Origin of the sequence: Rathayibacter sp. AY1E6, assembly GCF_002931115.1 — a bacterium.
In the GTDB taxonomy this organism is placed as follows: Bacteria; Actinomycetota; Actinomycetes; order Actinomycetales; family Microbacteriaceae; genus Rathayibacter.
On the sequence record NZ_PSVK01000002.1, the window covers coordinates 286876 to 311136 of the forward strand.

Sequence of the window (24261 nt, forward strand, 5' to 3'; positions counted from 1 at the left end):
CGACGGCCACCGGATGCACCGACGCCCGACGCCTCCCCGGAGGCGATCCGGCGGATGCACGGCGACGGCAGCGCGCGGGAACCCCTCCTCCGCCCCCCGTCACACATCGAGGAGGAGCATGGCTCGCAGCGGCCAGCGTCAGTCCGGTCAGACGCGACGAGCGTCGAACGCCGCCGGGAGCCGACCCCGATCGCGCTCGCGCGGCGTGGACAACGCGGGGATCATCCCGATCCTCGCCCGCCGCGTCCGCGAGGTGGAGGCGAAGGCCCAGACCGGCAAGGTCGGGCCGACCAACCGGACGAAGTTCCTGGTGATCGCCCTCCTGATGCGCGAGGAGCGCAAGCGGGTCAAGGTCGATCCCTCGCTCAGCGACGCGCAGCGCGCCGAGGAGATGAAGCGCCTCGACGGCATCGCCACGATCCTGGCCAAGACGGCCGCCCGCGACACCAGCCTGATCGCGCTGCTCGAATCGGAGGCCGGCGTCACGGCGGCCGCGCAGAAGCTCCGCCGCGACTGGCTGCTCGAGGCGGGCGCGGAGCTCAGCCCCGACGAGCTGCTCATCGTGACCGAGCCAGAGCCCAAGCCCGAGGTGCCGGTCAACCAGGTCGTGCCGCAGTCGGTGCGCGCCCGCCAGCTGGCGAACCCCTTCCTTCCGCCGGACTTCTCGATCGCCGAGGCCTCGGCTCCGGCGCCGCGCCGCAGGCTCGACGACTGGGAGCTGCTCGGGCCGCTCTTCAAGGCGTTCGAGTACGGAGCGGGCGGACGGGCCGCGAGCATGGAGCTCCCGGAGCCGCCGAAGCTCGACCGGGTCTCGCCGCGCGGCCGCGAGCTGATGCCGCACCAGGCGCGCTTCATCGAGAGCGCCCGCGAGGGGCACCGCAGCTTCCTGCTCGCCGACGAGCCGGGTCTGGGCAAGACCGCGCAGAGCCTCCTCGCCGCCTCGGTGGTCGGGGCGTACCCGCTGCTCGCGGTGGTGCCGAACGTGGTCAAGATGAACTGGGCGCGCGAGGTCGAGCACTGGACCCCGCAGCGGCGCGCCACGGTCATCCACGGAGACGGCGGCACGCTCGACGCGTTCGCCGACGTGGTCATCGTCAACTACGACATCCTCGACCGGCACATCGGCTGGCTCGGGAGCCTGGGCTTCCGCGGCATGGTCGTCGACGAGGCGCACTTCATCAAGAACCTCCGCTCGCAGCGCTCGCAGAGCGTGCTCGCGCTGGCGTCGAGGATCCGCGAGACCACTCCGGGGCACGATCCGCTGATGATCGCGCTGACCGGCACCCCGCTGATCAACGACGTCGACGACTTCCGCGCCATCTGGCGCTTCCTCGGCTGGATCGACGAGACCAAGCCGGGGCCGGAGCTGATGGGCCGCCTCGAGGAGACGGGCCTCACCCCCGCCGACACGGGCTTCTACCCGGAGGCGCGCGAGGCCGTGATCGACCTCGGCATCGTCCGGCGCAAGAAGATCGACGTCGCCGCCGACCTGCCGTCGAAGCGGATCGTCGATCTGCCCGTCGAGCTGGACGACGACCTCGGCCGCTCCATCCAGAAGGCCGAGCGCGAGCTCGGCGCCCGCATGCTGCAGCGCTTCAGGGCGGTCACCTCCTCGATCACGCACGAGCTCGACGACGACGAGCGCGAGCGGTTCATCCGCATCGTGGCGCAGAGCGAGCTCGAGGAGTCGAAGTCGGCCAAGACCGGCGAGAACGTCTTCACCATGGTGCGCCGGATCGGCCAGGCCAAGGCGGCGCTGGCCGCCGACTACGCCTCGCAGCTGGCCCGCTCGGTGGGCAAGGTCGTCTTCTTCGCGAAGCACATCGACGTGATGGACCAGGCGGAGGACACCTTCGAGAAGCGCGAGCTGACGTCCGTCTCCATCCGCGGCGACCAGACCGCGGCGTTCCGCCAGACGCAGATCGACGCCTTCAACGAGGACCCCGACGTCTCGGTCGCCGTCTGCTCGCTCACCGCGGCGGGAGTCGGCGTGAACCTGCAGGCGTCGTCCAACGTGGTGCTCGCCGAGCTGTCGTGGACCTCGGCCGAGCAGACGCAGGCGATCGACCGCGTGCACCGCATCGGCCAGGAGGAGCCGGTGACGGCGTGGCGGATCATCGCGGCGCACACGATCGACGCGAAGATCGCCGAGCTCATCGACGCCAAGGCCGGTCTCGCCGCCCGCGCGCTCGACGGCGCGGACGCCGAGACGGCCTCGGCCGACACGGTGCAGCTGGACGCCCTCATGCACGTCCTGCGCGAGGCGATCGGCTGAGCGCACCCGGCCGGGCCGGCTGAGAGCTCAGCCGGTCCGGGCGAGCGGTGCGGCGAAGAAGTCCTTCTCGAACGAACTCGACCGCAGGAACGCGTCCCTCATCGCGGCGCGCTCCCTCGGTGAGGCGTCGCGGGCAGCCTGCTCCGTGAACTCGATCGCCCGCTCGGTGGCCGTCGCGAAGACCGGGTCGCCGTAGGTGAGCAGCCAGTCCGCGTAGGGGTGCTCGGGGTGCCCGGAGGCGGCGAGGCGCGACCCGACGTCGGCGTAGAGCCAGAAGCAGGGGAGCAGGGCGGCGACGATCTCGCCGTAGCCGCCGCCCGCGGCGACCGCGAGCAGGTGGTCGGTGTAGCCGCGGGTCACGGGCGCGGGAGCCGCGTCCCGGGTCCCGAGCCGGTCGCGGTGCAGCTGCGCCTCCGCCGCGAGGGCGGACGCCGAGCCCTCGGCCCAGAAGACCTGCTCGGCGGTGGTCGGCGCGCGCTGCGCCGCCACGGCCAGGACGCGGGCGTACTCGGTGAGGTAGAGAGCGTCCTGCTCGAGGTACCACTCGAAGTCCTCCCGCCCGAGGGAGCCGTCGCCGAGGGCCCGCACGAACGGGAGCGCGTCGATCTCGTCGCGGAGGGTCCGGGTCCGCTCCCAGACGTCCGCGCAGAACTCCGGAGGACGTTGCCGGTGGAAGTGGTCGATCGGGCCGTTGCCGGTGCCGACCTCCAGGGCGTCGGCGGCGCGCAGGGCGCCGGTCAGCCACTCCTTGGCCTCCGTCAGCGCCTCGACCAGGGCGTCGGAGGAGGCGTCGCGCCCGGCCAGGAGCGTCGCCATCGCGGACGAGAGCGAGCACCCGGTGCCGTGCGTGTTCGAGGTGGCGACGCGCTCGCCGGGGACCTCGCGCACGAGGCCGTCGGGGGTGACGATCGCGTCCGGGGTGGCGGGGCCGTCGAGGTGGCCGCCCTTCACCAGCACGGCGGCGTCGAGGGCGCGGGCGAGTGCCGCTCCCTGCGCGAGCGCGGCCGGCCAGTCGGAGGCGGTCGGCTCTCCGGCCAGCACGCCCAGCTCGGGGAGGTTCGGCGTCACCAGGTCGGCGCGGCGGAGCAGGTCGCGCACGGCGTCCTCGGCTTCGGGAGCGAGCAGCCGGTGACCGCTGGTCGCGACCATCACCGGATCCACGATCACGACGGGCGGGCGGACCTCGTCGAGCCACTCGGCGACGACTCCGGCGTACTCGGCCGTGGCGAGCATCCCGATCTTCACCGCGTCGATCGTGACGTCGTCGCTCACCGCGTCGAGCTGCTCGCGGAGGAACGCGGCGGGCGGCAGGTGCACGGAGCGGACCCCGTGCGTGTTCTGCGCGACGAGCGCGGTGACGACCGCCATGCCGTAGCCGCCGAGCGCGCTGATCGACTTGAGGTCGGCCTGGACGCCGGCACCGCCGGTCGGATCGGTGCCGGCGATGCTGAGGACACGGGGGACGCGGGCGCCGGTGGTCACCGGTCCCACTCCGCTCGGATCAGGCGGGCGGCCGCTGCTGGGTCGGCGGCCGTGCAGAGCGCCGACACGACCGCGAACCCGGCCGCACCGGCGAGGCGGAGTGGCCCCGCGTCCGCGGCTCCGACTCCGCCGATGGCGACGCAGGGCAGCGCCGTGGCCGCGGCGAGGGCGGCGAACCCGTCGACACCGAGGGGAGCGGGGTGGTCGGGCTTGGTCGCGGTGGGCCGGATGACGCCGACGCCGAGGTAGTCGACCGATCCCGCGGGCAGGGCGCGGACGGCGGCGAGGTGCTCGGGGGTGTTCGCGGTGAGCCCGATCACCGCGTCGGGACCGAGCAGCGAGCGGGCGGCGGTGACGGGGAGGTCGGACTGCCCGAGGTGGACGCCGTGGACGCGGGCGCCCGCGAGGCGGGCGGCGAGGGCGACGTCGACGCGGTCGTCGACCAGCAGGGTCGTGCGCTCGTCGAGGACGGCGGCGACGGCCCGGGTCAGGGCGACGAGCTCGGCGGCGGAGGCGTCGTGATCGCGGATCTGCACGGTCGTGACTCCGCCCCGGACGGCGGCGGCGACCACGGCAGGCACGCCGCGCGGACCGCACTGAGCGGTGTCCGTGACGAGGTGGAGCGAGAGGTCGAGGCTCATGCGATCCGCGCCCCGGCCTCGGCGTCGGCCGGCTGGAGGGCAGCGAGGGCGTCGAGGAGGCCGACGGCGAAGGACCCGGGACCGCTGCTCGCTACGGCGGCCCGCTCGGCGGCGAGGCCCCAGACCGCGGAAGCGCTGACGGCCGCGTCGAGCGGGCGGGCGCCCGCGCCGAGGAACGCCGCCATCACGGCGCCGAGCGCGCAGCCGCCGCCGGTCACGCGGGTCAGCAGCGGGTGGCCCCCGGTGACCCGGACGATCCGCTCGCCGTCGGTGACGAGGTCGACCGCTCCCGAGACGGCGACCACGCCGCCGGTGCGGCGGGCGAGGACGCAAGCGGAGTCGAGCGCCTGCTCGGCGGTGTCGACGGCGTCCACGCCGCGGCCGCCCGCACCGGCTCCCGCGAGGGCGAGGATCTCGGAGGCGTTGCCGCGGATGATCGCGGGCCGCGCCTCGAGCAGCTCCACCGCCAGAGCGGTGCGGACGGGCAGAGGGCCGACGGCGACCGGATCGAGCACCCAGGGGGTGTCGGCGCGTCCGGCCGCGGCGACCGCCTCGCGAGCACCCTCGCGCTGCTCCGCTCCGGGCGTGCCGAGGTTGACGAGCACGGCGGAGGCGAGGCCCGCGAAGACGCCCGCCTCGCCGGGCAGGTCGCACATCGCCGGGCTGGCGCCGAGGGCCAGGAGGCTGTTGGCGGTGAAGCCGGTGACGACCGCGTTCGTGATGCACTGCACCAGGGGCCCGGCGGCGCGGAGCTCGGCGAGATCGCGACCCACGGACGCCGGGTCGGGCGCCGTGTCGGCGGGGAGGGTCGGGTGGACAGGCGTGCGAATGCTCATTCGCGACATCCCTTCGCTAGTACGAACTAGATCAGGTTCAACGGGTCTTCTCTCAGCCCTGGCGGGCACCCCGTGTCACTGCGCACGACCCTAGCAGCGGGCGCGGGCGCGCTCGCTGCTGCAGTGCGAGAGGAGCCAGCGGGCCGTCGTCGCCCCTTCGCCCGGGAGCGGCCGCTCAGCCGGTGAGGATCGTCGAGTCGCCGCGCGGCCCCACCGCGACGCGGAGGCCGATCGGCAGCCGCTCGCGCATCGCGTCGACGTGGCTGATCAGGCCGATCGTCCGACCGCCCGACCGCAGCTCGTCGAGCGTGCTGAGCGCCGTCTCGAGCGTCTCGGCATCGAGCGAGCCGAAGCCCTCGTCGATGAACATGGTCTCGAGCGAGATGCCGCCGGACTGCGCCGTCACCACGTCGGCGAGGCCGAGGGCGAGGGCGAGCGAGGCGAGGAACGTCTCGCCGCCGGAGAGCGAGGCGGGCTGCCGGCGGACGCCGGTGAAGGCGTCGAGCACGTCGATCCCGAGGCCGGAGGCGGCACCGCGGTAGGCGAGCGAGTCGTCGTGGGCGAGCGCGTAGCGGCCGCTGGTCATCGCGTCGAGGCGGAGGTTCGCCGCGGTCACGATCTCCTCCAGGCGTCCGGCGAGGGCGAAGGCCTCGAGGTCCATCCGGCGCGTGTTCTGCCCCCGGCCGGAGACGGTCTCGGCCAGCGCGCGCAGCTCCTCGTGGCGGTGGAGGCGCTCACCCAGCACCGCGAGGCGGCCCGCGGCCGTCGCGGTGAGCTCGGCCAGGCGCTCCGAGCGGTGCTCGAGCACGGAGAGGCCGGCTCGCGCCTCGTCGCGACGGGCGGAGGCCTCGCGCGAGCGCCCCTCGGCGTCGGCGAGGTCGACGGCCGTGCCCGGCAGTCCGCGGAGCTCCGGGTCGGCGAGCACCGCCTCCGTCGCGCTCCGCCGTCGCTCGTGCTCGGCGACGACGGCCTCGGCCCGCGCCCGGTCCCCGCTGGCCAGCGCGGCCGACTCGGCCTCCTCGGCGGTCGTGAAGCCGCGCTCGGCGAGGACCTCGGCGAGCTCCTCCCGGGCGGCGGCGGCGGCCTCGGACCGCGAGACGGCGGCCTCCTCGGCCTCGACCAGGGCGACGGCACGACGGCGCTGGGCGTTCAGCTGCTCGACGCGCGAGGCGACGCTCGTCGCGCCGTCGCGGAAGGCCTCGACGCGCTCCCGCAGCAGCCGCAGCGCTTCAGCGGCGAGGGCGGACTCGTCGGCGCGGGCGCGGTGCTCCTCACGAGCGGCGTCCCGCCCGGTCGTGAGAGCGTCGATCCGGGTGCGCAGCCGGATGCGCTCGCGCCGCAGCTCCTCCATGCGGGCGGCGGCGCGGCGCGCCGAGGCGAGCCGCTCCTCGTGCGCCGGGCGGAGCGACTCCGGATCCGCGTCCTCGCCCACGCGCTCCTCGAGCGCCGCGAGAGCCCGAGCCGCGGCTCCCTCGCGCTCGCGGGCGCCGTCGAGGGCGGCGGCGGCGCGCTCCACCGCGACGCGGGCCCGGTCGAGGTCGTCGGTGCCGACCGTCGTCGGGCCGTCGTGCTCGGCCGGGCGGGGGTGCTCGCACGAGCCGCAGACGGGGCAGGGCTCGCCCGGCTCCAGCCGCTCGGCGAGCTCCCCGGCGAACCCGGCGAACCGGCGCGCGATCAGGGCGGCCTGCTCCGCGGCGCGCTCGCCGTGGACGCGCGCCGCGTCGGCGTAGGCCGTGCCGAGCCGCTGCAGACCCGCCGCAGTGAGATCGCGCTCGAGGGCCGCGGCGATCCTCCGCTCGAGCGCGGCGAGCTCGTCGACGCGCGTGGGGACAACGGCGGCCTCCCCGGCCAGGGACTCCTCCTCGGCGGCGAGCGCGTCGACTCGAGCGGGCAGCTCGCGCAGCTCCGCCTCGATCCCGGCGAGCGCGGTCGCCGCCGCCTGCTCGGCGCGTGCAGACCGCTCGGTGACGCGCTCCGCGTCGGGGAGCCGGCGCTCCTCGGCCAGCGCCTCGGCGAGGGCGCCGAGGACAGCGGCGAGCCGTTCGGCCGTCTCGGCGGCCGGGCCCCCGGACGCGTCCCCGTAGGCGTCGGCCGAGAGGTTGCGCTGGTGCCGGGCGGCCCGCTCCTTCTCGGCGGCTGCCCGGGCGGAGCGGAGCAGCGGCAGCACGCCGTCGGCCCGGCGCGCGCGCTCGATCGCGGCCCGCTGCTGCTCGACGTGCGCCTCGGCGACCACGAGCTCCTCCGCCTCGATGAGGGCGCGCCGGCGCCGCTCCTGGCCCCGGGCGGTGCGCCGGGCCTCGTCGAGAGCGGCGCCTGCGGCCTCGTGCGCCGCGTCGGCCGCGGCGGAGCCGGCCCGGGCCGCCTCGAGCGGAGCGGCGAGCCGCGCCGGCAGCCCGGCGAACCAGGCGGCGTCCGGCAGAGGCGGCTCGGCTCCGTCATCGAGGAGCCGGACGGCCTCGTCCGCGAGCGCCGTCACGGCCGCGCGCTCCTCCTCGAGCCCGACGGCGCTCGCATCGCGCTGCTCGAGCAGTCGGCGGCGGAGCAGATCGAAGCGCTCGGTCGCGAAGAGCGTGCGCAGGAGCCGTTGCCGGTCGTCGTTCTTCGCGAGCAGGAACTCGTGGAAGCGGTTCTGCGCCAGCAGGATCACCTGGAGGAACTGGTCCTTCGTCAGGCCGACGATCCGGCCGATGTCGGCGCCCACCTCCTTCGCGCTCGACGAGAGCCCGACCCAGGTGCCGTCGACCTGCTCCAGCAGCTCGACCTTCGCAGGCTGGGTCGTGGTGCCGGTGCCGCGCCGCTTCGGCCGCTCGTACTCGGGCGAGCGCCGGACGCTGTAGACGCGCCCCGCCGCCTCGAACTCGAGCTCGGCGAAGGTCTCGTCCTCGGGGCCGCTGTGGTCGCTCCGGAGGCGCGAGGCGGTGCCGTCGAAGCGGGGGACCGAGCCGTAGAGCGCGAACGCGATCGCGTCGAGGATCGTCGACTTGCCCGCTCCGGTGCGCCCGGCGATGAGGTACACGCCCACGTCCTCGAGCCGGTCGAAGTCGACGCACTGCTCGGCGCGGAACGGTCCGAGCCCGGCGAAGGCGAGCCGGCGGATCCTCACCGCAGAGCCTCGGCCTCGACGGCAGCGAGCGCGTCGAGGGTGAGGGCGCGCTCGGTGTCCGTGGCGCCGTGGCCGCCGCGGACGTGGGCGAGGAAGTCGTCGACGACCTCGACGTCGCTCCGCCCGCGGATCCGCTCGGCGTACGCGCGCGGCTCGGCCGCGGCGTGCGGCGGCCGGTGCTCGAGCGTCGCGCAGCCGGGGAAGCGCGACTGCAGGCGCGCCATCGCGTCGAGCGGGCGCACGGGATCGGTGAGCACAGCCGAGACCCAGTCGCCCTCCACCTCGGCCAGGGAGGGATCGCGCAGCAGCTGCTCGAGCTCGCCCTCGATCACGCTGAGCCTCCTCGGCACGGGGAGCGGCGACCACTCGACGCCCTCGAGCCCCTCGGGCCCGATCGTCACCAGCCAGGCGCCGCGCGGCTTCGACGCCTCGCCGAACGAGTAGTGCAGCGGCGCTCCGGAGTAGCGCACTCCCGGCAGCAGCTCGGCGCGTCCGTGGATGTGCCCGAGCGCCGCGTAGTCGGCCGCGGCGAAGTGCTCGACCGAGACGTAGTCGAGCCCGCCCGCCGTGATGTCGCGCTCGAGGACCGCGGCCGGGGCTCCGACCGCGAAGCAGTGCGCGAGCACGACCCAGGGACGGCCCGCCGCCTCGGCGGCGGCGCGCACCCGCGCCATCGCGAAGGCGAGCACGTCCTCGTGGCGGCGCAGCTGCTCCTCCGGGTGCCGGTGGCGGTAGAGGGCGGGCTCGAGGAAGGGGATGCCGTGGACGCCGACCTCGAGCCCGGACGCGTCGCGCAGCACGACCGGCTCGGCGTACGCCTCGGGGTCGGTGAGGACGTGGACGCCCGCTCCGCGAAGGAGCCCCGCCTGGAAGCCGAGCCGGGCGGGGGAGTCGTGGTTGCCGCTGGTGAGGACGACCTCGGCGCCGGCCGCGCGGATCGCCTCGAGGGTGCGGGTGAGGAGGGTGTAGTGCTCCGCGGCGGGCACGGCGGAGTCGAAGACGTCGCCGGCGATCAGCACCGCGTCCACGCGCTCGGCCCGCACCGTCTCGACCAGGGCCTCGAGCACGGTCGCGAGCGCCGCCGTCGTGGAGTGCCCGTGGAAGGAGCGGCCGATGTGCCAGTCCGAGGTGTGCAGCAGCTTCACGGTCGTCCTTCCTCTGCGTCGTCCGGGGGAGCGACTCCAGGCTAGTGAGGCCCTCCGACACCGGCGGCGCAGCGGACACCTCCCGTTCACCGGGAGGTGCACAATAGGGCGTCGGTCGAGCAGAGGAGATGGTCGTGAAGCTGCCCCGCGTCCCCGCGACGATCCTGGGTCTGGGCTCGCGCACCCGCGCCGCCGCCGAGGACACCGCTCCCATCCAGCGTCTGCGCCCGGACGACGAGCCGGCCCGCACCAGCACGGTCGACAACGCGATCTACCAGGACGGCCGCCGGGTCGTCTCTCCCGGCAGCATCCCGGAGGCGCTCGCCGCCCTGCAGAAGCTGCCCGACGCGATGGCGTGGATCGGGCTGTACCGGCCGAACGCGGCCGAGCTCGCCGCGCTCGAGGACGAGTTCTCGATGCACCCGCTCGCCCTCGAGGACGCGATCAGCGCGCACCAGAGGCCCAAGCTCGAGCGGTACGGCAGCGACATGTTCGTGGTGCTGCGCGCCGCCAGCTACTCCGACCAGCGCGAGGAGGTCGACTTCGGCGAGCTCCACCTGTTCGTGGGGTCGAACTTCGTCGTCACGGTCCGCCACTCCGAGAAGCCCGACCTCTCGCTGGTGCGGCGGCGGATGGAGGCCGATCCGGAGCTGCTGCGCGTCGGCCCGGTCGCCGTGCTGTACGCGATCCTCGACGCCGTCGTGGATCAGTACTCGCCCGTCGTCGCCGGTCTCGAGAACGACATCGACGAGATCGAGGCGCAGGTCTTCGAGGGCGACCCGGCGGTGTCCCGACGCATCTACGAGCTCAGCCAGGAGGTGCTGGACTTCCAGCGTGCGGTCGCTCCGCTGACCGGCATGCTCGGGCGGCTCGTCACCGACTTCGAGGTGTTCCAGTCGGATGTGGAGCTGCGCCGCTACATCCGCGACGTCGCCGACCACGTCGCGCTCGTCACCGAGCGGGTCGACGGCTTCCGCACCACGCTGCGGGAGATCCTGGCGGTGAACGCGACCCTCGTCGCCCAGCGCCAGAACGAGGACATGAAGAAGCTCGCGGAGGTGGGCAACCAGCAGAACGACGAGGTCAAGCGGATCTCCGCCTGGGCGGCCATCTTCTTCGCGCCGACCATGATCTCGAGCATCTACGGCATGAACTTCGACGTGATGCCCGAGCTGCACGTGGCGTGGGGGTACCCAGCGGCGCTCGCGGCGATGCTCGCCTCGAGCGTGGTGCTGCACCGGCTCTTCAAGCGGTGGGGCTGGCTCTGAGCCCGCGTCCCGCGACGTGTCAACACCGTGACGGTCCCGGAGGCTCCGCGTAGCGTCGCTCGCGGGCCGTCCGGCCCCTGAACGGAGGGACTCCCGATGACTCCGGAGGACACGACCACGACGGCCCCGCGGCCCCGCTCCCTCTGGCGGGCGGGCGCGGCTCCGATCCCCTCCGACGAGTTCGTGCCGGGCGCGCACTACGACGACGTCGTGGTCGGCGCCGGGCTCACCGGGCTGGTCACCGCGCTCCTCCTGCAGCGGACCGGCCGGCGCGTGCTGGTGCTGGAGGCGCGGGAGGTCGGCGCCGTCACGACCGGGAACACGACGGCGAAGCTCAGCCTCCTGCAGGGAGCGCACCTCTCCCGGATCGCGGAGCGCAACATCCCCGCGGTGACCGAGGCCTACGTCGCGGCGAACCTCGCGGGCTTCCGCTGGCTGCTCGACTACTGCGAGGGCGCGGGCGTGCCGGTGCAGAGGCGCACCGCCTACAGCTACGCGCAGACGCCCGAGGGCGTGGACGCCGTCCTGAAGGAGCACACGACCGCGCGCCGCTTCGGCCTCGCGACCCGCCTCGTCGGCGAGCTCGACGTGCCGTTCCCCAGCACGGCGGCCGTCGCCCTCGACGACCAGGCCCAGTTCGACCCGATGGACGTCCTCACGGCGCTCGCCGCCGACTTCCGCGCCGCCGGGGGCACCCTGGTGCAGGGCGTCCGGGCCCTCGGGATGCGAGCGACCGCTCCCGTCCGGGTCCGCACCAGCGCGGGCCCGGTGACCGGGGACCGGGCCTACCTGCTCACGGGGGCGCCGATCCTCGACCGCGGCCTGTACTTCGCCAAGATCGCCGCGCTGCGCTCGTACGCGGTCGCGTTCCGCACCGACGCGCCGATCCCCGACGGCATGTACCTCTCGGTCGACGAGCCGACCCGCTCGGTGCGCGACGCCGAGCGCGACGGCGAGCGGCTCCTCCTGATCGGCGGCAACGGCCACCCCGTGGGGCGCAGGCCCGTCACCTCGGAGGCGGTGGACGACCTGGTCGCCTGGACGCGGCGGTCCTTCCCGGGGGCGGAGCCGGTCGCGCAGTGGAGCGCCCAGGACTACGAGCCGTTCCACCGTGTGCCGTTCGTGGGCTGGCTGCCGCGGGGCCGCGGACGGATCTTCCTGGCGACCGGCTACGACAAGTGGGGGATGACCAACGCGGTGCAGGCCGCGCTGACGCTCGTCGCCGACCTCGAGGGCGGGACGCCGGCCTGGGCGAGGACGCTGCACCGCCGGCCCACGCTGCCGCGGGTGATGGCGGAGGGGCTCGGCGCCGGGCTGGCGGTGGGCGCCTGGTACGCCCGCGGGTGGTCGGCAGCGCTCCGCGCGCCCCGCTCGGCCGGGGTGGTGCCGGCGGAGGGCCAGGGCTCGCTCGCCCGCGACGGCCTGCAGCCCGTCGCGGTCTCCACCGTGGAGGGGCGGCGCTGCGCGGTGTCGGCGGTGTGCCCGCACCTGGGCGGGATCGTCACCTGGAACGACTCGGAGCGCAGCTGGGACTGCCCGCTGCATGGCTCCCGCTTCGCAGCCGACGGGACGGTGCTGGAGGGGCCGGCGGTCGAGCCGCTCGCCCCGCTGGGCTAGGACGGCCGCCGGCTCAGCGGAGCCGACGGCCGAGGCAGGCCCCGCGGAGCAGGCGGCTCAGTCCTCGTCCGCTCCGGGCTCCGCGACCTCGTCGCCGTCCGCGCCCGAGGCGTCGCCGGTCGTGTGCAGATCGGTGTCGCCCGGGATGCTGAAGTCGCTCAGCGGGTCCAGGGGCTTCTTGTCGTCGGTGTCGTCGCTCATGCCTGCCACCCTACGAGCGTCCGGCGAGGCGCTGCACCGCGGCGACCGGGATCGACAGCCACTCCGGCCGGTTGCGCGCCTCGTAGATCGCCTCGTAGACGGCCTTGTCGAGCTCGAACGCGTCGAGCACCGCCCGGTGCGCGGTGACCGCGTCGCCCGCCTGCTCGGCGTAGCCCTCGAGGAACGCGGCACGGCTCGCCGCCGCCCACGCCGCCCTCGAGGCGCCCGGCTCGGCCTGCTCGTGCGCACCCGCCGCGTAGTCGAAGGAGCGCAGCATCCCCGCCACGTCGCGCAGCGCCACGTCGGGAAGACGGCGCTCGTGCATGGGCCGCAGCGGCTCGCCCTCGAAGTCGAGGAGCACCCAGCCGCGATCGGGCACGGACAGGACCTGCCCGAGGTGGTAGTCGCCGTGGATGCGCTGGAGCCTCGGCCACGGCGCGGTCTCGGCGGCGCGGAACACGGCCTCGATCGCCTCCGAGTCCTCCGCGATCACGGGGACCTCGGCCGAGGCGATGCGCAGGCGACGGCGCATGGTCGCGACCATTCGCTCGACGACCTCGGACGTGGTGTCCTCTGTCGGCATGACCTCCGCCAGCGTCGCGTGCACCTCGGCGGTGGCGCGGCCCAGCTCGCGGGCGGGTCCGGTGAAGTCGGAGTCGGCGGCGACCGCCTCGAGGGCGACGCGCCACGCGTCCTGGACCCCGGGGAGGAACTCCTGCGCGAAGGCGAGGTGCCCGAAGGCGCGGCCCGTCTCCTCGCCCTCGTCGTCCCACTCGCCGGTCACGTTGCCGAGCACGGGCGGGACGAGGGCGCTCCCGGCGGCGTTGAGCGCCGACTGCACCGTCACGTCCGGGTTGTCGCCGTGGTGGAGGGCGCGGAAGACCTTGACGATCACCGGGGTCGCGTCGGATCCGTCGTCGGCGGTGGTGCGGACGATCACCGAGGTGTTCGACTGCTCGCCGCTGAGCACCTTCGAGGACGCGAACGCCCCGATCGCGGCACCCGGTTGCCGGTGGCCCTCGGCGCGGGCGCCGCCCTGGGCGCCGTCCTCGTCGGAGCGGCCGCCGTCGGCGATCATCCCGAGCAGGGCGCGGGCGAACACCGGGTCGCGCGGAGCGTCGTACACGTAGTGCGAGTCGTCGGAGTAGACGAGGGCGTCCTCGAGCCCGGGCACCGGAGCCGCGTGGACGGTCACCGGCACCTGGTACAGCACCGGGCTCGTGCCTGCCCGGTCGATGAAGAGGTGGTCCACCACCTCCGCCTCTCCGGGGTGCAGCGACCAGGCGCCGCGGACCTCCAGCTCGGGGCGCCGCCCCTTGCTCGCGTACCACCTCTGGTCCGCCACCCATGCGGCGATGCGGTCGATCGACAGGCCTGCGCTCATGCTCTTCCCTCCGTCGGCACCCCGAACCCTACTGGCCGCGGGCGACGGGCGGAGGGGCTTGCGGCGGGGCGCTCAGGCCAGCTCGAGCACGTCCAGCGTCCAGGCGTACTCGAACGCGATCTCGCGCCAGCGCTCGTAGCGTCCGCTCACTCCGCCGTGTCCCGCGGTCATCTCGGTGCGCAGCAGCGCGGGAGCGCCGACCTCGCGGAGCCTGGCCACCCACTTCGCCGGCTCCACGTAGAGCACCCGGGTGTCGTTGAGGCTCGTCGTCGCGAGGATCCGGGGGTACTGCACGCCCTCGCGGACGTTCTCGTAGGGCGAGTACGACTTCATGTAGGCGTAGACCTCGGCGTCGTGCAGCGGGTCGCCCCACTCGTCCCACTCGATCACCGTGAGCGGGAGCGACGGGTCGAGGATCGAGGTGAGCGCGTCGACGAACGGGACCTGCGCGAGGACGCCGGCGAACGCCTCCGGGGCGAGGTTCGCGACCGCGCCCATCAGCAGGCCGCCGGCCGACCCTCCCTGCGCGACCAGGCGGTCCGGAGTGGTGAAGCCCGCGTCGACCAGATGCCGCGCCGCGGAGACGAAGTCGGTGAAGGTCGTCCGCTTCGCCAGCGTCTTCCCGTTCTCGTACCAGGAGCGGCCCATCTCCCCGCCGCCGCGGACGTGCGCGACGGCGAAGACGACGCCGCGGTCGAGCAGCGAGAGGCGCGCGATCGAGAAGCCCGGGTCGATGCTCGCCTCGTACGAGCCGTAGCCGTAGAGGAGGAGCGGCGCGGGGGCCGAGTCCGGATCGGCGGCGTCGCGGCGCCAGACGAGCGAGAGGGGCACCCGCGTGCCGTCCTCCGCCACGGCCCACTCCCTCCGCTGCACGTAGAGCGCGGGGTCGTAGTCGCCGAGCACCGGCTGCTGCTTGAGCACCGTGCGCTCGCCCGTCGCGACGTCGAGCGCGAGCACGGTCGAGGGGGTGACGAACGAGGTGTAGGCGAGGCGGAGGGAGGGCTGCTCCCACTCCGGGTTCCCCGCCAGGCCCGCGTCGTAGAGCGGCTCGTCGAAGACGATCTCCTCGAGGCGCGCTCCGGCGCCGTCCTCGCGGAGGAGCCCGAGCCGGGTGGCTCCGTCCGCCCGGTAGGAGACGACGACGTGCCCGGCGAAGGCGTCGACGCCCTCGATCCGGCGGCCCTCGCGGTGCGGCACCACCACGCGGCGCTCGCGGGCCCGGGCGTCGGCGTCGAGCGACAGGTCGGCCGGCTCCTCGACGATCTCGAAGTCGAGGGCGCCGTCGTTGTGCACGATCAGCAGGCGGTCGCGTCCGTCGACGACGGCGTGCTCGACCTCGTACTCCACGCCCTCGCGTCGCGGCCACACCGAGCGGAAGGAGCCGGTCGGGTCGGACGCGTCCAGCAGCAGGCACTCGCTCGTGATCTTGCTGCCGATCTCGATGACGAGGAAGCGGCGGCTGCGGGTGAGGCCCACGCCGATCCAGTAGCGCTCGTCGGGCTCGGCGAAGACGACCTCGTCCGGGGTCCCGGCGCCGACCTCGTGCCGCCAGATCGTGTCGGGGCGCCAGGACTCGTCGACGGTCGGGTAGAAGACGAAGCGCGGGTCCGCGCCGAAGGTCGCTCCGCCGCCGGTGCCCTCGATGACGTCCGGCAGGTCCTCGCCGGTCTCGAGGTCGCGGATGCGGAGGGTGTAGCGCTCGTCGCCCTCGACATCGGTGCCGAAGAGCAGCCGTCGGCCGTCGGCCGAGACGTCGAAGCTGCCGAGCGAGAAGAAGTCGTGCCCCTCCGCCTCCGCGTTGCCGTCCAGGACGACCTGCTCGCCCTCGAGCGGACCGCCCTCGGCGATCGACGGCGGCGTCCAGTCGTCCGGCCCGCTGATCGGCGCTCGGCAGTGCACGGCGTACTGGCGGCCCTCGTAGGAGCGCGAGAAGTACCACCAGGAGCCCTCCCGGACGGGGACCGAGAGGTCGGTCTCCTTCGTCCGCGAGCGGATCTCCTCGAACAGGCGCTCGCGCAGCGGAGCGAGAGGAGCCAGCACCGCCTCGGTGTACGCGTTCTCGGCCTCGAGGTGCGCGATCACCTCGGGGCTCTCCTTCTCGCGCAGCCACTCGTAGTGGTCGACCACCACGTCGCCGTGGTGGCGGCGCTCGAGGGGGACGCGGCGGGCGACGGGCGGAACGGGCGCGGTCATCGCTCCAGCCTAGGGCGAGGGCGCCCCTGGCCGCCCCGGGGTGCCGCAGCGGCGCCGGGCGTGATCACAATGGAGCATGGCCAGCGGTGCGGAGAACGAGTCGGCGACGTCCCGGGCGGGCGGTGCGCGGAGAGTGCAGACCGAGGTCGAGCGCAAGTACGACGTCGACGCGGGCACCCGGCTGCCCGACCTGACCGGCACCGGGAGCGTCGCGAGCGTCCGCACCGAGGAGCCGGTGACCCTCCGCGCCGAGTACTTCGACACCGCCGAGCGCGCTCTGTCCCGGGCGCGGATCACGCTGCGCCGCCGCGAGGGCGGATCCGACCAGGGCTGGCACGTCAAGCTGCCCGGCTCCTCCGGCCGCACCGAGATCCACGCGGAGCTCACGGCCTCGCGCACGGTCCCGTCCGCCGTCCGCGAGCCGGTGCTCGGGCAGGTGGGGCGCGCGCCGCTCGAGCCGCTGGCGCTGCTCGAGACGGTCCGCTCGATCACCCGCGCCCTCGACTCCCACGGGCGGGAGCTCGCCGAGATCGCCGACGACCTGGTGACCGCGCGCGACCAGCGCACCGGCCGCGAGCGGCGCTGGAGGGAGTGGGAGGTCGAGCTCGTCGACGTCCCGGGCGACGAGGGCGAGCGGGTCCTCGACGCGATCGAGCAGCGCCTCCTCGCCGCGGGCGCCCGCCCGGCCGCCAGCGCCTCCAAGCTCGCCCGGGCCACCGGCGGCCCGATCGAGGAGACGGTCCCGGATCCGCGGAACGGCGGGGAGGCGGCGCTCGCCGCGGTCCGCTCGCTCCTGCGAGAGCTGCGCGCCGTCGACCCGCGGGTGCGCCTCGAGGCCGACGACGCCCTGCACCGGATGCGCGTGCTCGCGCGCCGGCTCCGGTCCGTCCTCGCCGCCTCCCGCTCCGTGCTCGACCGTGCGGCGACCGACCCCGTGCGGGACGAGCTGCGCTGGCTGGGAGGGGTCCTCGGCGCGGCCCGCGACCAGGAGGTGCTCGCCGAGCGGTTCCGCACCTCCCTGGCGGCCGTCGAGGGCGCCCCGAGCACCCCCACCGCCCTGCTGGAGGAGATCGAGCACCGGCACGCCTCGGCGCTGCGCCGCGTCGACCGCACTCTGCGCGGCGGCCGCTACCTCGCGCTCCTCGCCTCGCTCGACGCCCTGCTCGCGGATCCGCCCCGCACCGCGCGGGCGGGCTCGAGCGCGACGGCGCTGGTGCGCCGCTCCGTCGCGAAGGACCTCGCGCGCATCTCCGCGGCGGGCTCCGCAGCGGCCGGCGGCTCGCTCGAGGCTCGTCACGACCTGCGGAAGGCGGCGAAGCGGCTCCGCTACACCGTGGAGGCGTGGCGGGCGGTCGTCCCCGAGGCCGTCGGCGCCCGGCGCCGCTCGCTCGCCGAGGCGGGAGAGGACCTCGCCGACGCCCTGGGGGAGGAGCGCGACGCGCTCGCCGCCCGTGCGCTGATCCTGGAGGAGGCCGATCGCAGCGGGGAGGGAGCCTTCGCGCTGGGGGTCGTCGCCGCCGAGGAGCGGCACCGCGCCAGGCGGGCCGCGAAGGCCGCGGAGAAGGCGGGGGACCGTCTGGGGTCGCTCTCGCGCTGACCGTGCGGCCCCGCGGTCGCTGTCAAGCCGACGGCCCGGTCACACGGACGAAATCCACGGCGGATAATGTGAATCATGCCTTCCGTCCGTGCTCTTCCGTCACCGCTCCTGCGCCCGCGCCACTTCGACCGCGACGACGTCGTGGTCCATGCCGGCCTGTTCTCGCTGGTGAACTCGAGTACGACGCCCCGTGCGGCCTGGACCGAGGATCTGATCGCCATCGGCGAGGTCCTCGACGCCGCCGAATTCCCCTACCGCCTCATCCGCGGCACCGACGGCTCGCCCTTCCTCGCGGTGGACCGCGTGCTCGGCGCCGAGCTGGCGACGCTGCTGGCGCGCGCCTTCGCGACCGAGCCCTTCTACGCCAAGACGGTCGACAAGCGGGGCACCCCGCCGCAGCTCCTGGCCGAGGGCGTGCTCGCGCCGTATCCGCGCGCCTCCGTCTTCAAGCTCTTCCGCCCGCGCGTCTCCTCCACGGGATCGCTGCGCTACGGCGCCCGTAGCGGCGTCCGCCTCGAGCTGTGGAAGGTGGGCGAGGAGGAGATCATCACTCCCGCCGAGAACGCGCTCATGCGCAACAGCCTCCCCGTCGCCGAAGCCATCGACGCCCACGTCGAGGCGTACGGCCGCACCTGGCCGACGTTCGAGGGCATGTTCGAGCCGCTCGTCAGCGACATCCGCTTCGAGGTCGACATCGTCTTCTCGTGGGTCGACGGCACCGACCTGGAGTTCCAGCGCGCCCGTGCGGCCCGCATGGCGAGCTACGTGGTGGGCGAGGGCGACGACGCTCCGGCGCGCTTCCGTCAGATCGACGAGCTCAAGTACGCCCTGCGCAGCGTCTACATGTACGCGCCGTGGATCCGGCACATCTACATCGTCACCGACTCCCCGCGCCCGCGCTGGCTGGACGAGCACCCGGACGTCACCCTCGTGCGCAGCGAGGACCACTTCCGCGACCTCTCGGTACTGCCGACGCACAACTCCCACGCGGTCGAGAGCCAGTTGCACCGCATCCCGGGGCTGGCGGAGCACTTCCTCTACTCCAACGACGACATGTTCTTCGGGCGCCCGGTCGATCCGTCGATCTTCTTCTCGCCCGGGGGCATCACGAAGTTCATCGAGGCGACGACGCGCATCGGCATGGGCGACTCCAACGCCTCCCGCAGCGGCTTCGAGAACGCGGCCCGCGTCAACCGGCGCCTGCTCCGCGAGCGCTTCGGCGCGATGACGACCCGTCACCTCGAGCACGCCGCCACGCCGCTCCGCAAGACCGTGATGGCCGAGCTCGAGGCCGAGTTCGAGCCGGAGTTCACCGCGACCGCCGCGAGCCGCTTCCGCTCCGCGAGCGACGTCTCCGTCACCAACTCGCTCTACCACTACTACGCGCTGATGACCGGGCGCGCGGTCGTGCAGGAGAACGCCTCGGTGAAGTACGTCGACACGACGATGCACCAGGGGCTGAAGGACATGCGCAAGCTCCTCAAGAACCGCGGAGTCGACTTCTTCTGCCTCAACGACGGCAGCTTCCCCGAGATCTCGGCGGAGGCGCGCACCAAGGCCGTCATCGGGTTCCTCGAGGAGTACTACCCGATCCCGGCTCCGTGGGAGCGCGAGGTCTGACCGTGGGCTGGGCCGTCGGGGGAGCGGTGGCCGGGCTGCTTCTCGGCCTGGCGAGCTCGCTCGTGTTCCCGGGCATCGGAGTGGGAGCGGGCGTCGGCGTGGGCGTCGCGCTGGCCGCGGCGCTGGCGTTCGCCGGATGGCTGTTCGCGCGGGACCGCGCCGGCGGGCGCTGATACCGCCGGCCGTGTCCGAGGACGCGGTCGACGCGGCGCCCGGAGGCGTCAGGGCGACCCCGACGCCCCGTCGCGTCGCTACGCGCTGACGCCCACCCGCTCCACGAGCGGCGGGTAGAGCTCCTCGTCCCGGGCGACCGGAGCCGCCGTCGCCGCGGCGATCTCGACGCCGTGGTCCGCGAGGATCCGCTGCGTCTCGTTCGCCGAGACGTAGGACACCTCGGTCGAGGCGCCGATCGGCACCACCGAGTGCAGCACCGTGCCGTCGTAGACGTGGATCAGGTTGAACGCCTGGGCGCCGTTGCGGGCGCGGGTCGCTCCCACCGGCACGTTGAGGTCCTGGGTGTAGCAGGTGGCCGACGCGACCGAGACCGGGATGCCGGCGAACATCGCCGTCGACGAGTAGTGCAGGTGGCCCGCGATGATGCTGCGGACGTCGGAGCCCTCGAGCACCTCCGCGAGGGCGGGCTGGTCGCGCAGCTCCACGAGGACCGACAGGTCGAGCACGCTCGGCACCGGCGGGTGGTGCAGCGCGAGGATCGTGCCGTGCGGGGCCGGGCTGGAGAGCTCCTCCGCCAGCCAGTCGAGCTGCGCGTCCGAGATCTCCCCGTAGTGGGCGCCGGGCACGGTGGAGTCCAGCGCGATGATCCGCAGCCCGTTCACGTCGTGCACGCGGTCGACCGGCTGCGTGGTCGGGAGCTGGTCGAGCAGCCCCGAGCGGAACGCGCCGCGGTCGTCGTGGTTGCCCATCACCCAGATCACCTCGGCGCCGAGGCGTGCGGCCGCGGGCTCGACGACGGCGCGCAGCTTCGCGTACGCCTCCGGCTCGCCCTTGTCCGCCAGGTCGCCGGTGACGACGATCGCCTCCGGACGTCCGCCGGACGCCTCCAGCTCGTCGAACAGGAGCCGCAGCTGGGCCTCGCTGTCGACGTCGGAGCCGTACAGGCCGCCGTCTCCGGCGATGAAGTGGGTGTCGCTCAGGTGAAGGATGAAGTGGTTGGGCCGGGGGTACTCGGCCTGGCGGAGGGACATGATCCTCGGGTTCCACGATCGGCGGGAGCCGGATCACGCGACCCGGCGTCGGCACTTGCGCACTGCTCCAGCGGAGGCGACCCCGCTGCGATCAGTCCATCATCGCGGGGTGAACTCCGGGCCAACACCGGTCGGCGCGTCATCGAACGGTTCTCCCAGGTTGCCGGTCGCTGCGCGGTCCTCCCGGACCCCGGAGGATCGCCGCGATCAGAGTCGGGCGAGCAGCCGCGCGTAGAACTCGATGGCGCGCTCGAACTGGTCGGCCTCGACCGACTCGTCGACCCCGTGGATCCCGAGCTGCTGCCGCGGGCTGATCTCGAACGGGATGAAGCGGTAGACGTGGTCGCTGATCGCGTGGAAGTGCCGCGCGTCGCTGCCGCCGGTCTGCACGTACGGAGCGACGACCGCCTCCGGGAACGACTCCTGCACGACCGCGCGGAGCAGGTCGTAGGGTCCGCCGTCGCCGCGCTCGCCGGTGGGCGAGACGGGGGAGGGCTCGTGGGCGACCTTCACCTCGACCTCGACCTCGGGGTCGTCGATCACGGCGCGGATGCGCTCGACCACGCCCGCCACCGTGCCTCCGGGGTTGATCCGCACGTTCGCCGTCGCGCTGGCGCTGGAGGCGAGGACGTTCGCGCCGGTGCTGCCGCGCAGCTCGGTGATCGCGACGGTCGTCCGCAGCATCGCGGCCGAGCGGTTGGAGTGGGCGGCGAGCGCGCCGATGACGGCGTCCGGATGCTCGTGGGGCCGGCTGTACCAGACGGCGTGGGCTGCGTCCGCGTGGTCGGCCGCCGCGCGCACCAGCTGGGCGATCGGCTCCGGGAGGGTCGAGGGGAACGGGTTCTCGGTCAGGCGGTGGATCGCCCTCGCGAGCCGCTGGGTGGCGAGCAGCCCGGGCGGGGGCGGCGGAGCGGAGGCGTGGCCGCCGACGTCGCGGCAGGTCAGCTCGAGGTTCATGATCCCGCGCTCGGTGACGCCGATCACGGCGATCGGGGTGGTGACGCCGGGCAGGATGCCGCGCCGCACGTTCCCGCCCTCGTCGAGCACCAGGCGGGGCCGCACCCCGCGCGCGCCCAGCAGGGCGACGACCGAGGGGGCGCCGTCGCCCGCCGTCTCCTCGTTGTGGGTGGAGAGGAGGTACACGTCGTACCGTGGCCGCTCGCCCCGCAGGACGGCCGCCTCGACCGCCTCGAGGAGGGCGACGAGGGAGCCCTTGTCGTCGAGGGCGCCGCGCGCCACGACGGAGGTGCGGCCGTCCGCGGCGACGATCGTCTCGGCCGCGAACGGGTCGTGCGACCACTCCGCCGCCGTCACGCTGACCACGTCGTAGTGGGCCATCAGCACGGCCGACTCGCCCGGCTCCTCACCGCGCCAGCGCCAGAGGAGGGAGTGGCCGGCGACTGTCTCGAAGTCCAGGGCCGCGTGCAGTGCCGGGTAGAGCTCGGCGACGAGCGTGCGGAACGCCTCGAAGCGGCTCCAATCGGTGGCCGTCTCGTCCGAGTGGGACACCGTCTCGACGCGCAGCAGGGCTTGGAAGCGCTCGAGCGCGGTCGTCGTCACGGGGCTAGCCTACGACGGCGGTGCCGGGCTCCCGGCCCCGGCGAGCGGAGGTGCGCGGTGGGACTGCCCGAGGTGTGCGTCGTCTACGTCCTCCGCGAGGGCCCGCGGGGCGCGGAGGTGCTGCTCGGCCGGAAGCGCCGCGGCCTCGGCGAGGGGCGCGTGGTCGCTCCCGGCGGCAAGCTCGAGCCCGGCGAGTCGCCCGTCGCCGCCGCCGTCCGCGAACTGCAGGAGGAGGCCGGGCTCGTCGCCCGAGCGGCCGATCTGGAGCCGCGCGGCGTGCTCGACTACTCCTTCCCGCACCGGCCGGCCTGGAGCCAGCGCTCGCACGTCTTCCTCTGCCGCCGCGTCACCGGCGAGGTCACCGAGTCGAGCGAGCTCGCCGCCGCCTTCGTCCCGGTCGAGGAGGTGCCGTTCGAGCGGATGTGGGATGACGCCCGCCTCTGGCTGCCGGGCGTGCTGCGCGGGGGCGCGCCCGTGCGCCTCCGGGTCGAGTTCGGCGCCGACCTCGCGAGCGTGGCCTCGTGGGGGCCGGCCGACGCTCAGACGAACGTTCCCGCCACCAGCAGCGCCAGCAGCGAGATCACCGAGGCGATCGAGAGCGTCAGCGAGTAGGCGGTGAACGTGCCCCGCACGGTGAGGCCGAGCACGGACTTGAAGAGCCAGAACGCGTTGGCGTTGACCATCCCGAGGAAGAGCGCGCCGGAGCCGGCGGCCAGGGCGATCAGCGCCGGGTTCACGTCGAGCACGGGGATCAGCGGGGCGACGATGCCGACCGCGGTGATCGCGGCCGTCGAGACCGAGCCGATCGCCGCGTGCAGCACGGCCGCGACGACCCAGGTGAGCAGGATCGGCGAGAGGGCCCGCCCGTCGAAGGCGCCGGCGAGCGCGTCGCCGACCCCGGTTCCTCCGACCACGGCGGCGAGGCTGCCGCTGACCCCGGTCAGGACGACGATCGGGCCGCTGCGGGTCAGTGCTCCGCCCAGTGCCGTGGCCACGGCGCCCTTCGGGAGCGTCCGCAGTGCCGTCGCGTAGGCCAGCACCAAGCCGGCCAGCAGCGCGATGTGCGCGTCGCCGAGGAACCGCAGGAGGGGGACGTCGAGCTCGGCCAGCTGGGTGAGCGAGTTCGCGGCGATCAGCACGATGGTGAGGGCGATCGGAGCGACGGCCAGCGCGAGCGGCACCCGCCGCGTCGCGAGCGCCGTGCCTCCCGTGGCCGCGCCCGCCTCGGGCTCGAGAGCGGGCCCCGGGACCGCCCCGCCCTCGAGGTCGCGCTCGTCCCGCCAGCCGCCGCGCTTCACCAGGGCGCTGTACACCAGCACGGTCAGCACGATGGTGACGATGCCCAGCGGGGCGCCGATGGCGACCATCGACGGCAGGGGAGCGCCCGCGATGCCTGCCGTGGCCAGCGCGGCGGCTCCGGGGACGACGAAGACCACGCCCACGATCATCCCGACGATGGAGGAGCCGGCCAGCAGCCCGTAGCCACCGGCACCGAGCCCCCGCGAGGCCAGACGAGTCAGCGGTGCGCTCATCACGACCAGCACGTCGGAGTAGATCGAGGGGAAGGCGACGCCCAGGGTCAGCGCGTAGGCGACCGGGAGCGCGCGCCGACCGAAGCGCTTCACGAGCCAGCGGGCGAGCAGCGGGGCCACGCCCAGCGCCTCCAGGAGCGATCCGAGCAGCAGGCCGAGCGCGATCAGCAGGCCGATGTCGCCGAGGACCGCGCCGAATCCGGACGTCATCGCGGTCACCGTCCCCTCGCCGCCCTGCCCCGAGACGAGGCCGAGCCCGAGGGCCGAGACGAGGAGGGCGATCACCGGCTCGACCTTCAGCACGACGATCAGGACCACGACGGCCACGATCGTGAGCAGGATGAGGAGCGCGGGCCAGTAGTCGGTCATGGGCGGTCCTTCTGTCGAGGAGCGGGAGGGCCCGGAGACCGGGTCGCCGCGAGCCGTCCAGCCCCGGCCGTGGTGCGCCGCCAGACGGACGATCGCGCGGATCCGCGGAGCCGGGAGAACGCCGCGGAGATGCGGCGCGTCAGCGGAACATACCGATCCCCGACCCTGCTCCCCGACGTCGACGACTTCTTTCGTCATGCAGCGTCGCGAACACGAAGGGGCCGGATGCGCAC

Annotated in this window: 18 protein-coding genes and 1 riboswitch; of the genes, 7 read left to right on the plus strand and 11 right to left on the minus strand. The window is 74.3% G+C overall.

Features of this window, described 5'->3' with window-relative positions; translation table 11 throughout:
• Positions 1-118 precede the first annotated feature (118 nt).
• On the plus strand, positions 119-2275 hold the full coding sequence (locus tag C5C46_RS03080; RefSeq protein WP_104225603.1) for a DEAD/DEAH box helicase: 2157 nt from the start codon (positions 119-121) through the stop codon (positions 2273-2275).
• Positions 2276-2302: 27 nt separating this feature from the next.
• Here C5C46_RS03080 and thiD read toward each other — a convergent pair whose 3' ends face one another.
• The 5 genes from thiD to C5C46_RS03105 form a co-directional block, all read right to left on the minus strand.
• Complete coding sequence (gene thiD, locus C5C46_RS03085; protein ID WP_104225672.1) at positions 2303-3757, minus strand: bifunctional hydroxymethylpyrimidine kinase/phosphomethylpyrimidine kinase; 1455 nt, start codon at positions 3755-3757, stop codon at positions 2303-2305.
• Positions 3754-4398 carry a thiamine phosphate synthase gene (gene thiE / locus C5C46_RS03090; protein ID WP_104225604.1) on the minus strand — a complete coding sequence of 215 codons (645 nt, stop codon included), beginning with the start codon at positions 4396-4398 and terminating at the stop codon, positions 3754-3756. The genes thiD and thiE overlap by 4 nt, the downstream gene beginning before the upstream one ends.
• Positions 4395-5234: a hydroxyethylthiazole kinase gene (thiM, locus tag C5C46_RS03095; RefSeq protein WP_104225605.1), complete on the minus strand. Its 840-nt coding sequence runs from the start codon at positions 5232-5234 to the stop codon at positions 4395-4397. The genes thiE and thiM overlap by 4 nt, the downstream gene beginning before the upstream one ends.
• A riboswitch (TPP riboswitch) is annotated at positions 5226-5317 on the minus strand. Its footprint overlaps the gene before it by 9 nt.
• Before the next feature lie 92 nt (positions 5318-5409).
• The gene (locus C5C46_RS03100) at positions 5410-8337 is read right to left on the minus strand and encodes an AAA family ATPase (RefSeq protein WP_104225606.1); all 2928 of its coding nucleotides are present in this window, start codon (positions 8335-8337) and stop codon (positions 5410-5412) included.
• Positions 8334-9482, minus strand: a complete 1149-nt coding sequence (locus C5C46_RS03105; protein ID WP_104225607.1) for an exonuclease SbcCD subunit D — start codon at positions 9480-9482, stop codon at positions 8334-8336. Before C5C46_RS03105 ends, C5C46_RS03100 begins: the two co-directional genes overlap by 4 nt.
• A gap of 128 nt (positions 9483-9610) precedes the next feature.
• On the opposite strand from C5C46_RS03105, the gene C5C46_RS03110 reads away from it, so the two are divergent.
• Complete coding sequence (locus C5C46_RS03110; RefSeq protein ID WP_104223070.1) at positions 9611-10750, plus strand: magnesium and cobalt transport protein CorA; 1140 nt, start codon at positions 9611-9613, stop codon at positions 10748-10750.
• A 96-nt stretch (positions 10751-10846) separates the two neighbouring features.
• Positions 10847-12367 (plus strand): FAD-dependent oxidoreductase, encoded by a 1521-nt coding sequence (locus tag C5C46_RS03115; protein WP_104225608.1) that lies wholly within the window; start codon positions 10847-10849, stop codon positions 12365-12367.
• Positions 12368-12424: 57 nt separating this feature from the next.
• Here the strand turns inward: C5C46_RS03115 and C5C46_RS16725 are convergent, their stop codons facing one another.
• The 3 genes from C5C46_RS16725 to C5C46_RS03125 form a co-directional block, all read right to left on the minus strand.
• Positions 12425-12568, minus strand: coding sequence for a hypothetical protein (locus C5C46_RS16725; RefSeq protein WP_159914626.1), 144 nt, complete (start codon positions 12566-12568; stop codon positions 12425-12427).
• 10 nt (positions 12569-12578) lie between these two features.
• Entirely contained in the window at positions 12579-13952 is a 1374-nt protein-coding gene (locus C5C46_RS03120; RefSeq protein ID WP_104225609.1) for a phosphotransferase, read from the minus strand.
• A gap of 72 nt (positions 13953-14024) precedes the next feature.
• Entirely contained in the window at positions 14025-16145 is a 2121-nt protein-coding gene (locus C5C46_RS03125; RefSeq protein ID WP_104225610.1) for a S9 family peptidase, read from the minus strand.
• A gap of 76 nt (positions 16146-16221) precedes the next feature.
• Between C5C46_RS03125 and C5C46_RS03130 the strand changes: the two genes are divergently transcribed.
• From C5C46_RS03130 to C5C46_RS16730, 3 genes are all read left to right on the plus strand, one after another.
• Positions 16222-17742 (plus strand): CYTH and CHAD domain-containing protein, encoded by a 1521-nt coding sequence (locus C5C46_RS03130; protein WP_104225611.1) that lies wholly within the window; start codon positions 16222-16224, stop codon positions 17740-17742.
• 75 nt (positions 17743-17817) lie between these two features.
• Positions 17818-19362 carry a stealth family protein gene (locus C5C46_RS03135; protein WP_104225612.1) on the plus strand — a complete coding sequence of 515 codons (1545 nt, stop codon included), beginning with the start codon at positions 17818-17820 and terminating at the stop codon, positions 19360-19362.
• A 2-nt stretch (positions 19363-19364) separates the two neighbouring features.
• On the plus strand, positions 19365-19535 hold the full coding sequence (locus C5C46_RS16730; protein ID WP_159939285.1) for a hypothetical protein: 171 nt from the start codon (positions 19365-19367) through the stop codon (positions 19533-19535).
• A 78-nt stretch (positions 19536-19613) separates the two neighbouring features.
• Here the strand turns inward: C5C46_RS16730 and C5C46_RS03140 are convergent, their stop codons facing one another.
• Both C5C46_RS03140 and C5C46_RS03145 read right to left on the minus strand, forming a co-directional pair.
• On the minus strand, positions 19614-20567 hold the full coding sequence (locus tag C5C46_RS03140; protein ID WP_104225613.1) for a phosphodiesterase: 954 nt from the start codon (positions 20565-20567) through the stop codon (positions 19614-19616).
• A 207-nt stretch (positions 20568-20774) separates the two neighbouring features.
• Positions 20775-22127 carry a M20/M25/M40 family metallo-hydrolase gene (locus C5C46_RS03145; protein ID WP_104225614.1) on the minus strand — a complete coding sequence of 451 codons (1353 nt, stop codon included), beginning with the start codon at positions 22125-22127 and terminating at the stop codon, positions 20775-20777.
• A gap of 57 nt (positions 22128-22184) precedes the next feature.
• Between C5C46_RS03145 and C5C46_RS16735 the strand changes: the two genes are divergently transcribed.
• Positions 22185-22739: an 8-oxo-dGTP diphosphatase gene (locus C5C46_RS16735; RefSeq protein ID WP_181065444.1), complete on the plus strand. Its 555-nt coding sequence runs from the start codon at positions 22185-22187 to the stop codon at positions 22737-22739.
• Here C5C46_RS16735 and C5C46_RS03155 read toward each other — a convergent pair.
• Positions 22667-24028, minus strand: a complete 1362-nt coding sequence (locus tag C5C46_RS03155) for a GntP family permease (RefSeq protein WP_104225615.1) — start codon at positions 24026-24028, stop codon at positions 22667-22669. The genes C5C46_RS16735 and C5C46_RS03155 overlap by 73 nt on opposite strands.
• Positions 24029-24261: the final 233 nt, after the last annotated feature.